Raw genomic sequence first — 12,585 nt, 5'->3', positions numbered from 1 at the left:
GGCCCTCCATGCCCGTGAACGTCCTGTTTTCCGCGCGCTCTGCCCTATGGCCGATCTATGAGCCGCTCTTGTCGCAAGGTCTGCGCGACGCGGGCCTTGAATTCAATCTGGCCACCGACATCGCGCCCGATCAGGTGGATTACGTCGTCTACGCCCCCAACGGCGGTTTGTTGGATTTCACGTCTTACACGCGCCTCAAAGCGGTTCTGAGCCTGTGGGCCGGTGTCGAACAGATCGCGGACAATGAAACCCTCACCGTCCCGCTGGCGCGGATGGTGGATCACGGGCTGACACAGGGCATGACCGAATGGGTCGTGGGTCACGTGCTGCGCTATCACCTTGGCATGGACAAACACATCACCGTTCAGGACGGTGTCTGGACGCCCGACGCCCCACCGCTGGCTTCCGAGCGTCGGGTTTGCGTGCTGGGCTTGGGGTCGCTGGGGCAGGCCGCCGCCGAAGCACTGACCGCGCTGAACTTTCGGGTGACAGGCTGGAGCCGGACACAGAAGGATATCCCCGACGTCAACTGCCTGAGTGGGACCGAGGGGCTGCGCAAAGCCCTGTCACAAGCCGAAGTCGTCATCCTCCTGCTGCCCGACACGTCTGCCACCGAGAACACGCTGAACGCCGAGACCATCGCCCTGTTGCCCAAAGGCGCAAAGATCATCAATCCGGGCCGTGGGCCGTTGATCGACGATGAGGCGCTCTTGGATGCCCTGAACTCGGGTCAGATCGGCCACGCCACGCTGGACGTGTTCCGCGTCGAACCCCTGCCGCCCGAGCATCCCTATTGGGCGCATCCCAACGTGACCGTTACGCCGCATATCGCCTCAGAGACCCGCCCAGAGACCGCCGCGCAGGTCATCTGCGACAACATCCGGCGCGGTGAGGCGGGCGAGCCGTTCCTGCATCTGGTGGACCGTCAGTTGGGATACTGACGGTCCAATCCGCTCAGGCCGCGATCAGGCCGCGCCCCTTCAGCAGGGCCTCAACCCCCGGCATCCGTCCGCGAAAGGCCAGATACAGATCTTCGGCCTCGCGCGAGCCGCCGGTTGACAGGATGTTCTCCTCCAACGCCTTGGCGCGGTCGGGGTCAAAGGCACCGCCCGCTTCCTCGAACGCTGCGAACGCATCCGCATCCATCACTTCGGACCACATGTAGCTGTAATAGCCCGCGCTGTAGCCGTCGCCCGCAAAGACATGGGCGAAATGCGGGGTGGCATGGCGCATGCCGATGGCGGCGGGCATGCCGATACCGTCGAGCACTTCGGCTTGTTTGGCCATCGGATCAGCCGGAGCGTCGCCGTCATGGAAGGCCAGATCGACCAGCGCCGAGGCGACATATTCGACTGTCTGGAACCCCTGATCGAAGTTTGCGGCTTGCAGGACCTTTTCCAGCATCTCCTGCGGCATTGGCTCACCGGTTTCCGCGTGGGTTGCGAACTCGGCCAGAACCTCGGGCACTTCCAGCCAGTGTTCGTAAAGCTGACTGGGCAGTTCGACAAAATCCCGCGCGACACTGGTGCCCGAGATGCTTTCATAGGTCACGTTCGACAGCATCTGATGCAGAGCGTGGCCGAACTCATGGAACAAAGTCCGAGCGTCGTCATAAGACAGCAGCGAGGGCTCGCCTTTGGCAAAGTTGCAGACATTGATCACCACCGGGGCCTGTTCCTTGGGAAACTTGGCCTGCCCCCGCATGGCGCTGCACCATGCCCCCGAGCGTTTCGAGCCGCGCGCGAAGTAGTCCCCAATGAACACGGCGATATGCTCGCCGTTCCGCGTGACCTCCCACGCGCGGCAATCGGAGTGATAGAGCGGCACGTCCAGCGGGGCGAACTCCAACCCGAACAGGCGGCCCGCGCAGGCAAAAGCGGCCTCGATCATCCGGTCAAGCTGCAGATAGGGTTTCAGCGCGGCCTCATCCAAATCATGCTCGGCCTTGCGGCGCTTCTCGGCGTAGTAGCGCCAGTCCCAGGCTTCCAGAGGGCCATTCACACCATCCTCCTGCATCATCCGGGTGAGAATGTCGGCATCGGCATCCGCCCGTGCCTTGGCCGGTTCCCAGACCTGCATCAACAGATCGCGCACCCGGTCTGGCGTGCGCGCCATTTCAGTTTCCAGCTTGTAGTCGGCGAAGCTGTCATAGCCCAGCAGCTTGGCGCGTTCCTCGCGCAGGCGCAGGATTTCCGCCGCAATCTCTCGGTTGTCAGTCTCACCGCCATTTGCTCCGCGTGCGGTCCACGCGCGATAGGCCTTTTCACGCAGGTCCCGGCGGGGTGAGAACTGCAGAAACGGCACGATGATCGACCGCGACAGGGTAACGACGGGGCCACCCGCCCCCTTCTCCTGCCCTGCGGCGCGGGCAGCGTCAGTGACGAAATCGGGCAGGCCTTGCAGGTCCTCCTCGGTCAGCTCCATGAACCAGTCCCGCTCATCCGCCAGAAGGTTCTGCGTGAAGGATGTGCCCAGCGAGGCCAGCCGGGACTTGATATCCTGCATCCGGGCATCATCCTCACCCTGCAACGCGGCTCCGGCCCGCACGAAGCCCCGATGCGTCAGCATCAGAACGCGGGCCTGTTCGTCACTCAGGCCCAGATCATCGCGGCGGTTCCACAGATCAGCGACGCGCCGAAACAGGGCCTTGTTCGACGAAATCCCCGAAAAATGCGCCGAGAGCTTGGGCGAGAACTCGCGCTGCAGTTCCTCCCGCCGGGGATTGCTGTCCGCGCCCGCGACGGTAAAAAAAACCGACAGGACCTTGTCCAATGCCTCGCCCGCAGCCTCCAGCGCTTCGATTGTGTTGGCAAAGCTGGGTGCCTCGGGGTTCGCGGCAATCGCGTCGATCTGCGCGTTGTGCGCTTGCATCGCCTGCTCCAGCGCCGGCGCGAAATCATCGTCGGAAATCTGCGCAAAGGGGGCGAGCTCGAACGGGGTGGTCCAGTCGGACAGGATCGGGTTGGTCATTGTGATCTCCTTTGCCCCAATAGCTAGGCAGGACCACCGCGATGATCCAGATCAGGTGGGAAATTTGATGCTGGTCAACCAGCCGTGCCGCAGATCGGGCAATCCGCGCGTCGCGACAGGGTGATTTTCCGGCTTTCGCCGTAAAGCGCGTCGTAGATCAACATCTCGCCACGCAATGCAGTCCCTGCGCCGGTGATCAGCTTGATCGCCTCGACCGCCATCATCGACCCCACCACACCCGGCAGGGGACCAATCACGCCAGCCTCGGAACAGGAGGGCGCCAACCCTGCAGCGGGCGCTTCGGGGAAGATGCACTGATAGCAGGGCGCGCCGTTGGCGGCGTCAAACACGCTGAGCTGCCCTTCCCATTGCGACAGCGCGCCCGAGATCAACGGCTTGCCCAAGGCAACGGCGGTGCGGTTGGCTAGGTAGCGCGTTTCGAAATTGTCGGTGCCGTCCATGATCAGATCGAAGTCGGCCAACAGGTCTGTAGCAATGTCCTCGGTCAAACGGCGGTGATAGGGCAGAACGGATACGTTCGGGTTTTGCGCCTGCATCGCTTGCTGCGCCGAAAAGACCTTGGGCATGCCGATGTCACCATCGCTATGGATCACCTGCCGCTGCAGATTGGCGTTCTCGACCTCATCATCATCAATCACCCCGATGGTGCCCACGCCAGCCGCCGCCAGGTATTGCAGCACCGGCGCGCCAAGACCGCCTGCGCCGATCACCAGAACCCGCGCCTGTTTCAGTTTCTTCTGCCCCGGACCGCCCAGTTCGCGCAAAACAATGTGACGGGCGTAGCGTTCAAGTTCGGTTTCGCTGAAGCGGTCGGATGGCATGGCGGGCTCCTTGTCTGACGCGGGCGTGGCGCGGTTGCGCAACGCTTTCAGCCCTCTGCCATACACCAAAACAAGCGCGGCGAAACCTGCAAGGATCAGCCATGGTGCCGCAGTTCCACCCGTTGCCTGACGCAGAGGATGCCCGTCGGGCAGGATCAGTTGGGCGATGATCACGCCCAATAGCAGCACGCCAATCGACACCCAGCGGGCGGTGCGGGACACACCCGCCAGCCAGCCTACGCCCCAAAGCCCGGCGGACAGGATCAGAACCAGTAGCATCAGCCGCGCCCGGTCGAGCCGAAGCCTCCGGCCCCGCGCGCGGTGTCGCCCAACGCCTCGACCGGTTCAAAGACGGCCTGCACGACAGGGGCGACCACCAGTTGCGCGATGCGCTCGCCGTGCGTGATCTCGAACCGTTCCTGCCCGGCGTTCATCACGATCACGCCCAGCGGGCCGCGATAATCGCTGTCGATGGTGCCGGGTGTGTTGGGCAGCGTGATCCCGTGTTTCAGCGCAAGGCCCGAGCGGGGGCGCACCTGCACTTCATACCCGCTGGGGATCTCGATCCGCAGACCAGTTGGCACAAGAGCGCGTTGGCCGGGCTCCAGCACAATGGAAGCCCCACCTGGCAGGTTCGCGCGTATATCCGCCCCGGCGGCCCCGGTTGTCGCATACGAGGGCAAGGCCACCGACGCATCGGACCCTTCTTCGCGGATCACACGAATTGCTACCATCACTGTACCTCTTGTTCTGCCTTACCCTGTCAGAGCATCGGCGATTTTCCTCGCCAGCCGATCCGCCACCGCATCCTTGCCCATGCGCGGCCAGTTTTCGGCCCCGGATTCCGAGATCAGGATCACCGTGTTTTCCGACCCGCCCATGATGCCGGTGGCCGGGCTGACGTCATTGGCGACGATCCAGTCACATCCCTTACGCGCCCGTTTGGCGGTGGCGTTTTCGACAACATCATTGGTTTCTGCTGCAAATCCCACGACCAGTTCAGGCCGACCCGCATCCATCTGAGCAACCCGTTTCAGGATGTCGGGGTTTTCCGCGAACTCCAGCGACGGCAGCCCATCATGACTTTTCTTCAGCTTCCGGTCCGAGGCCGACGCAACCCGCCAATCAGCAACCGCCGCGGCAAACACGCCTGCATCCACGGGCAAGGCAGCATCCACCGCATCCGACATCTGCTGCGCAGTTTCCACGCGCACGACCTGCACGCCGTCGGGCGGAGGGACATCGGCGGGACCGGTAACAAAAATCACCTCGGCCCCTAATGCCGACAGCGCCCGCGCCACAGCGGTGCCCTGCGCACCCGAGGACCGGTTGGCGATATAACGCACCGGATCAATCGGTTCATGAGTTGGGCCAGAGGTCACCAGAACGCGCTTCCCTTTCAGCGGCCCATCGGCAAGCTGCGCTTCGATCGCCGCAGCAATCTCCAACGGTTCGGACATGCGACCGGGGCCGTATTCTCCGCAGGCCATGTCGCCCTCGTTGGGCCCGACAAACGTGATCCCATCCGCCTGCAATTGCTGCAGGTTGCGTCGGGTCGCGGGGTGATCCCACATGCGTACGTTCATTGCGGGCGCACACAGAACCGGCGTATCCGTCGCCATCAAGAGGGTCGAAGCCAGATCATTGGCTAACCCGGACGCCATCTTGCCCATCATGTCCGCCGTCGCCGGGGCCACAACGATCAGATCGGCGGAACGGGACAGCTGGATATGGCCCATCTCGGCCTCATCCGTCAGGTCGAACAGGTCGCGAAAAACCTTTTCGCCCGCCAGTGCCGACACTGACAGCGGCGTCACGAATTCCTCAGCGGCGCGGGTCAGAACTGGGGTCACCGCAGCGCCACGTTCTTTCACCCGTCGGATCAGGTCCAGCGACTTGTAGGCCGCGATGCCGCCGCCGATGATCAGCAGAATGCGCTTGGATGCCAGCATGTTTCGCCCTTCCCGTTCCGGTCGATCCTGACATTAGGCAAGGCCAACAGGTAGTTCCAGCGGTTAATTCTGGGTCTCAAAAGCCTTGCAGGGGTCTTCGCGTTCGACAGTGGGGCTGTCGATCACCGCATCGAATTCACCGGCAATAGCACCATCCTCGGATTGCCCCAGGACATAGACCTTCAGCCCCGGACGCAGGCGCGACAGAAAGGTCGGGATGCCGCGATCCTTGCGGGCGTGTCCATTGCCGGTGATCACGGCCACTGGCCCGCCGGTATCTTCGATGGCCTGCAAAACAGCCCGCGTCAGAACCGCATCGCGCAACCTCTGGATGGCAACCATCTGAGGCAAAGCCTCGACCGGCAGGGCGTCGCAATGGGCGGCCAACTGATCGGCCTCGCGCGCGGCCTGATCTTCGGGCGGCAGCGGAACTGTCAGCCCATACCGGGCTGCATCCGCGCCCAGTGCGGTCGCAGCACCACGTTCCATTGCCGCGCGGGCGGCGCTGCGGGGGACCATCGCCCCGTAAACCGGTGCGTTCGACGCCTGAAAGATCGGATAATACATGCTGAGCGGCGGCCATCCCGTCTCGGCCCATTTCAAAATGCGATCCAGTTCCTGGGGGTTGGAAACGGCCTTTTGTGCCAGCCGTTGCGCGCCTTCTTCGGTAATCATCTCCCAGACCACGGCAGAGGGTTCTATGACCTCAATCGCCTCGGCCTGCACTTTATGATGTCGGGGATTGTCGTGGATTTCGCCAAGAAGGATCACATCCGCCGCCTGCATCGACGCGGCCACCTCCTCCGGTATCATGCCCGCAGCCAAGCCCGGACGCGACACGACAAGCGTCAGAGCACACAGCAGAATCGCAAAGTGTATCATGCGATGAAGTGTTGCACCTCGCGCGATTGCGCTTCAAGGTTCTTGCGCATTTTCACAAAGGCCGCGGCCTCGAGCTGGCGCACGCGTTCTTTCGACAGACCCAGCTCATTGCCCAGGCTTTCCAGCGTCCGCGCCGGTTCGCGCAGCTTGCGTTCACGCACAATAAACCGCTCGCGATCATTCAGCGACTGCATCGCCGTCAGCAACCATTCGCGCAGTTGCCGCGTGTCATGGCTGTGCTCGACCGCCTCGGCGGCCTGTTCGCGTTCATCTTCCAGTGCGTCGATCCACTCGCGCCCATCTTCATCCGCCGATTGCACCGCGTTCAGCGAGAAATCCGAGCCGGACAGCCGACCCTCCATCATTTCCACATCGCGCAGAGGCACGCCAATCTCGGTCGCGATCATCTGGTGCAACTGATGCCGGTCCAGCCGCATCCCCTCGGTTGCCGCTTCACGCTCTAACCGCGCCTGCACGCGGCGCATGTTGAAAAACAGCGATTTCTGGGAGGAGGTCGATCCGGTCCGCACCATCGACCAGTTGCGCATCACATAATCCTGAATGCTGGCCTTGATCCACCACACCGCATAGGTCGAAAACCGCACGCCGCGATCCGGGTCGAACTTGTCGGCCGCTTTCATCAGGCCCAGACCAGCCTCTTGAATCAGATCGTTCATCGGCGCGCCGTAACGCTTGAACTTCGCGGCCATCGAAATAGCTAGTCTCATGTAAGCGGTGATCAGGCGGTGCAACGCCTTCTCATCCCGCTGATCGCGCCAGGCATAGGCCAGTTGCAATTCGGTCTCTGCATCCAGCAACTCGGCCTTCATCGCCTGCCGGGACATCGAAAAATCGGTCGCGTTGTCCAGTGCCATGAAACTCTCCCCTTTTTCGCTGGCGCAGGCCGGGCTTGCCTTGCCGACCTAGGGTCGATACGCAGAGCAAAACCACGTGGATCACTTGGAAGGTAAGAATTGTGTATCCCAATTTAACCTTTGTGCTGGGTGGGGCCGCGTCGGGGAAGTCTGTTTTTGCCGAACAACTTGTTGTTTCATCAGGGAAAAGCCGCGTCTATCTTGCCACATCACAAGTGTTTGATGATGAGATGCAACAGAAGGTTCAGCGCCATCTGGCCCAGCGCGGCGATGGATGGGACACGGTCGAGGCCCCTTTTGACCTTGCCCCGGTTCTGGCCAATCTGACGTCGGATCAGGCCTGCCTGATCGACTGCGCCACGATGTGGCTGACCAACCATTTGCTGGCCGAAAACGATCTGGAACAGGCCCAAACCGCATTGCTAAAGGCGCTGCGAGACTGCGCTGCGCCAATCGTCATCGTCTCGAACGAGGTTGGCCACGGGATCGTCCCCGAAAACGCTCTGGCCCGCCAATTCCGCGACGCGCAGGGGCGGCTGAACATCGCGCTGGCGGCGCAGGCCGATCTGGTGGTTCAGGTCACAGCGGGCCTGCCGCTGGTGCTGAAGGGACAGTTGCCGTGACGCGGCTGCACCTTGTCCGTCACGGGCCGACCCACGCCAAAACCATGGTCGGTTGGTCCGACATCCCTGCTGACCTGAGCGACAGGGCCGCACTGACCCGGTTGCACGACCATCTTCCGCCTGATGCTTTGGTTGTTTCTTCTGACCTGTCCCGAGCGGTTGATACGGCCACGGCGATCCAGGGCACCCGCCGCCGTCTGCCACACCACCCCGACCTGCGCGAGATCAATTTCGGCACATGGGAATTGCGCAAATTCGCCGAGATCGAAGCCGAGGACCCCGAACTGGCCTTCGCCTATTGGGACGCCCCCGGCGAGGTACGACCGCCGCAGGGCGAAAGCTGGAATCAGGTGCGCGCACGGGTGGATGGGGTGATCGACGGATTGATCGCAACCCATACCGGGTCCGATCTGGTGATTGTGGCACATTTCGGCGTGATCTTGACTCAGGTCCAGCGCGCCCTGAATCTGAACGCGCAACAGGCGTTTTCGCACCGGATCGACAACCTTTCGGTCACCGAGGTCATGTTTGACGGGCGCGCATGGTCTGCCGGGGTAATCAATCACCTTCCGTGATGCAGCCACGCACAAAACTCCGATTTACGGATGCGCGGGCCTGCGCCATCGTTGGGTCATGACCTATGACCTCTTTATCGGCGACCGCCTGTTTTCAAGCTGGTCCCTGCGCGGCTGGCTGATGCTGGAAAAGTTCGGCCTGCCCTATCGCAGCCACATGATCGGGCTCTATTCGGGCACGATGGCCGAGGATATGAAACCGCTGGCACCCGCCCGCCTGGTACCCGCCCTGCGCTTGCCCGACGGCACCGTGGTCGGCGAAAGCCTGGCCATGGCCGAGACGCTGGCCGAACGCCACCCCGACGCAGGCCTGTGGCCCCAAGACCCCGCCGCGCGCGCAACCGCCCGCTGGCTCTGCGCCGAGATGGTGGCCGGGTTCAGCGCCCTGCGCGGCGAATGCTCGATGCAATTACGACATGTCTGGCAAGGGTTTACTCCGTCAAAGGAAACGCTGGCCGATTTGCAGCGAATCGAGACGCTTTGGACCCACGCCCGACAGGTCTCTGGGGCCGAAACCGGTCCGCTTTTTGGCGCGTATTCGCTGGCGGATGTGTTTTATACGCCGGTGGCGGCGCGGATCATCGGCTATGGCCTGACGGTGTCGTCCGCCAGTCGCGACTACTGCCTGCACTTGCTGTCGGATACATCCGTCCGGCAATGGCGCGCTATGGGTATGACGGTGCAATACGATCCGTTTCCCTATCCCCTGAATTTACCGTCCAAGCCGTGGCCCATCGGCGGAGAGCCCTCGGCCCAAGCCGTCACCGAGGGGCCATCGATCAACCTTGCCTGCCCCTATTCCGGCAAACCCGTCACGGATTTTCTGAAGCTCGACGGGCAGCGCTGGGGCTTCTGCAACCCGTTCTGCCGCGACAAAACCGTGGCCGACCCGGAGGCCTGGCCCAAATTCACCGCAATGCGCGACGCCGTTAACGATTCCTAAACCGCCGGCATGGCAGCAACACCCTGTTAACTAAGAACAGGATTGCCATGGTCGCCCGCGCCCACACCGTAGCCTTTCAGGGGGTCGATGCCCGCCCGGTCGAGGTGCAATGCGCCGTCTCCCCCGGCCTGCCTGCCTTTTCAATCGTGGGGCTTCCCGACAAAGCCGTCTCTGAAGCCCGCGATCGAGTGCGCAGCGCGCTCAGTTCGATGGCCATCGCGCTGCCATCCAAACGGATCACCATCAACCTGGCGCCAGCCGATTTGCCGAAAGAGGGCAGCCATTTCGACCTGCCCATTGCGGTGGCGCTGTTATCAGCACTCGACATCATCCCCTCGGACGCCGCCGAAAGAACAGTTGCTCTGGGCGAGTTGTCACTGGACGGATCGCTAGTGCCCGTCGTCGGTGCCCTGCCCGCCGCGATGACCGCAGCCGCCGAGGATCGCGCCCTGCTTTGCCCGCGTGCCTCAAGCGCCGAGGCGGCCTGGGTCGATGCCACTCAAGTGATCGGAGCCGGGTCCTTGGGCGATGTGGTTCGCCATTTCTCGGGGCAGTCGCCGTTGCCCGCAGCGCAGCCCGGTGAGGTCAATCTGGCCCCCAGCGCTCGTGATCTGCGCGACGTTAAGGGACAGGAACGGGCCAAGCGGGCGCTGGAGATTGCCGCTGCGGGAAGGCACCACCTGATCATGATCGGCACGCCCGGTTCCGGCAAATCCATGTTGGCCGCGCGCCTGCCGGGCATTCTGCCGCCCCTCACCCCGGTCGAGGCGTTGGAAACGTCGATGATCCAGTCGCTGTGTGGGTTGCTCGACGAAGGCGGCATCAGCCGCGCCCGCCCCTTTCGCGAACCGCATCATACCGCGTCGATGGCCGCAATTGTCGGCGGTGGCAAGGGTGCCAAGCCCGGTGAGATTTCGCTGGCCCATAATGGCGTTCTCTTCATGGACGAGTTCCCCGAATTCCCCCGCACGGTACTGGAGACCCTCCGCCAGCCGATTGAGACCGGCGAAGTCATGGTCGCCCGCGCCAATGCCCACGTGAAATACCCCTGCCGCTTTATGCTGGTGGCTGCGGCCAACCCCTGCAAATGCGGATATCTGACCGATCCTTCGCGCGCCTGTTCCCGCGCACCGGGATGTGGTGAGGATTATCTGAACCGCATCTCCGGCCCCCTGATGGACCGGTTCGACCTGCGGATCGAAGTACCACCGGTGGGGTTCACAGACCTTGACCTGCCCCCCTCGGGCGACAGCTCCGCCATGGTCGCCGCACGGGTTGAAAGGGCGCGCGCCATTCAGGCCGCGCGTTTCAGCGGGACGCCCTCAGCCCGTCAAAACGCGGATATCGAGGGCAAATTGCTGGAAGAGATCGCAGCGCCGGATGCGGAAGGCAAAGACTTGTTACTGAAAGCCGCCGACAAATTCGGCCTCTCCGCCCGCGCCTTTCACCGCATCCTGCGAGTCGCGCGCACCATCGCAGATCTTGAAGGGGCACCAGACGTGCGCAGGCCTCATATCGCCGAGGCGCTGAGCTTTCGCATCAGCACGCGCGTGATGGCTTAAAGCTTCGCCTCGATGGCCTGCCAGATTTTTTCGGCGATATTCTCGCCGTTGAATCGTTCCAGTTCCTGAATGCCGGTCGGCGAGGTCACGTTGATCTCGGTCAGGTAATCGCCAATGACGTCGATCCCGACAAAGATCTGCCCCTTCTCGCGCAGCAGGGGGCCAAGGGCAGCGCAGATTTCGAGGTCGCGATCCGAAAGACCGATCTTTTCCGGGCGTCCGCCGACATGCATGTTCGACCGGGTCTCACCCTCGGCAGGGACCCGGTTGATCGCGCCGACAGGCTCTCCATCCACCAGCATCACGCGCTTGTCGCCATTGCGCACATCGGGCAGGAATTTCTGCACAATCAGCGGTTCTCGTGAGAAGCCGGTGAACAACTCGTGCAGCGAAGACAGGTTGCGATCGTTTGCGTCCAAACGGAACACGCCCGCGCCGCCATTGCCGTAAAGCGGTTTCAGTATAACGTCGCTGTGCTTTTCCTTGAACGCCTTGATCGTTTTCAAATCGCGGGCAATCGTAGTCGGAGGGGTCAGGTCCGGAAAATCCAGCACCAGCAGTTTTTCGGGATAGTTGCGCACCCAGAACGGATCATTGACCACCAGCGCCTGCCCCTTGAGCCGATCCAGCAGATGGGTCGAGGTGATGTAATGCATATCAAACGGAGGGTCCTGACGCAGCCAGATCACGTCGAACTCCGCCAGATCGACCTCTCGCTCATCGCCCAGAACAGCCGGGTTGCCCGGCACGCGCTGCACCGTCATGTCCTGTCCGCGCGCGGTAATCCGCCCTTCCTGGTAGGCCAGTTGATCCGGTCCGTAGAAAAACAGCTGATGCCCGCGGGCCTGCGCCTCTTCCGCCAGACGGAAAGAACTGTCGGCATTGATATCCACGGCCCCGATCGGGTCCATCTGAAAGGCGATTTTCATGGCGCGTCCCTTTAGCTTGGTGCCAGATACATGGCGCAGGCAGCCAAAGGGTTCAATGGGTCAGGCGTGCCCGAAGGCGTTTTCGATGATCTGCACAGCGCCGGTTCCGTCCACCAAAGCCGCGTCAAACCGCACATTCGTCAACTGCCCGCCCGGCTCATTTTCCAGAAACTGCGCCGCAGAGGTATAAATGCGCTTGATCTGGCGCGGGTTGATCCGGGCAGCGGCCATATCGAAACTGGAACTTGCCTTAACTTCAATGAAAACCAGATCGTCGCCGTCCCGAGCGATCAGATCAATCTCGCCCCCCGCGCCGCGCCAACGGTGGTGGGCGATGGAAAATCCGCGCCGTTCATAGTCGGTTGCCACCCGCAACTCCGCAGCTTGTCCCGCATGATAAGAAACCGAACCGCGATGTGAGCTCTTGACCAT

13 protein-coding genes are annotated in these 12,585 nt (G+C 62.5%); 5 read left to right on the top strand and 8 right to left on the bottom strand.

The annotated features are described in order from the left end of the window. The first annotated feature begins 8 nt into the window (after window positions 1-8). Window positions 9-941 (top strand): 2-hydroxyacid dehydrogenase, encoded by a 933-nt coding sequence (locus ACR0JN_RS13625; RefSeq protein ID WP_480886288.1) that lies wholly within the window; start codon window positions 9-11, stop codon window positions 939-941. A gap of 13 nt (window positions 942-954) precedes the next feature. Here ACR0JN_RS13625 and ACR0JN_RS13620 read toward each other — a convergent pair whose 3' ends face one another. From ACR0JN_RS13620 to ACR0JN_RS13595, 6 genes are all read right to left on the bottom strand, one after another. Beyond that, complete coding sequence (locus ACR0JN_RS13620; RefSeq protein ID WP_480886286.1) at window positions 955-2,970, bottom strand: M3 family metallopeptidase; 2,016 nt, start codon at window positions 2,968-2,970, stop codon at window positions 955-957. Window positions 2,971-3,044: 74 nt separating this feature from the next. Next, a complete protein-coding gene (locus tag ACR0JN_RS13615; protein ID WP_480886284.1) occupies window positions 3,045-4,091 on the bottom strand; it encodes a HesA/MoeB/ThiF family protein in 1,047 nt (348 codons plus the stop codon). After that, entirely contained in the window at window positions 4,091-4,546 is a 456-nt protein-coding gene (gene dut / locus ACR0JN_RS13610; protein ID WP_480886282.1) for a dUTP diphosphatase, read from the bottom strand. Before dut ends, ACR0JN_RS13615 begins: the two co-directional genes overlap by 1 nt. 21 nt (window positions 4,547-4,567) lie before the next feature. Beyond that, window positions 4,568-5,764, bottom strand: coding sequence for a bifunctional phosphopantothenoylcysteine decarboxylase/phosphopantothenate--cysteine ligase CoaBC (gene coaBC / locus ACR0JN_RS13605; protein ID WP_480886280.1), 1,197 nt, complete (start codon window positions 5,762-5,764; stop codon window positions 4,568-4,570). A 63-nt stretch (window positions 5,765-5,827) separates the two neighbouring features. Next, the gene (locus tag ACR0JN_RS13600; RefSeq protein ID WP_480886278.1) at window positions 5,828-6,577 is read right to left on the bottom strand and encodes a ChaN family lipoprotein; all 750 of its coding nucleotides are present in this window, start codon (window positions 6,575-6,577) and stop codon (window positions 5,828-5,830) included. Window positions 6,578-6,642: 65 nt separating this feature from the next. Next, entirely contained in the window at window positions 6,643-7,521 is an 879-nt protein-coding gene (locus ACR0JN_RS13595; RefSeq protein ID WP_480817599.1) for an RNA polymerase factor sigma-32, read from the bottom strand. Between the two features lie 101 nt (window positions 7,522-7,622). Here ACR0JN_RS13595 and cobU point away from each other — a divergent pair, with 101 nt between their 5' ends. The 4 genes from cobU to ACR0JN_RS13575 are packed head-to-tail and all read left to right on the top strand — an operon-like array spanning window position 7,623 to window position 11,224. Next, window positions 7,623-8,144, top strand: coding sequence for a bifunctional adenosylcobinamide kinase/adenosylcobinamide-phosphate guanylyltransferase (gene cobU, locus ACR0JN_RS13590; RefSeq protein ID WP_480886277.1), 522 nt, complete (start codon window positions 7,623-7,625; stop codon window positions 8,142-8,144). Continuing rightward, on the top strand, window positions 8,141-8,719 hold the full coding sequence (locus ACR0JN_RS13585) for a histidine phosphatase family protein (protein ID WP_480886275.1): 579 nt from the start codon (window positions 8,141-8,143) through the stop codon (window positions 8,717-8,719). Before cobU ends, ACR0JN_RS13585 begins: the two co-directional genes overlap by 4 nt. 58 nt (window positions 8,720-8,777) lie before the next feature. Then, complete coding sequence (locus ACR0JN_RS13580) at window positions 8,778-9,662, top strand: glutathione S-transferase N-terminal domain-containing protein (protein WP_480886273.1); 885 nt, start codon at window positions 8,778-8,780, stop codon at window positions 9,660-9,662. 47 nt (window positions 9,663-9,709) lie between these two features. After that, on the top strand, window positions 9,710-11,224 hold the full coding sequence (locus tag ACR0JN_RS13575) for a YifB family Mg chelatase-like AAA ATPase (RefSeq protein ID WP_480886271.1): 1,515 nt from the start codon (window positions 9,710-9,712) through the stop codon (window positions 11,222-11,224). Here ACR0JN_RS13575 and gshB read toward each other — a convergent pair. Together gshB and ACR0JN_RS13565 are read right to left on the bottom strand one after the other, a co-directional pair. Beyond that, window positions 11,221-12,153, bottom strand: coding sequence for a glutathione synthase (gene gshB, locus ACR0JN_RS13570; protein ID WP_480886270.1), 933 nt, complete (start codon window positions 12,151-12,153; stop codon window positions 11,221-11,223). The genes ACR0JN_RS13575 and gshB overlap by 4 nt on opposite strands. 60 nt (window positions 12,154-12,213) lie before the next feature. Further along, a complete protein-coding gene (locus ACR0JN_RS13565) occupies window positions 12,214-12,585 on the bottom strand; it encodes a YraN family protein (RefSeq protein WP_480886268.1) in 372 nt (123 codons plus the stop codon).

The sequence above is a fragment of the Ruegeria sp. G12 genome, from assembly GCF_056533565.1.
This window is presented reverse-complemented; position numbering and strand designations above follow the sequence as displayed.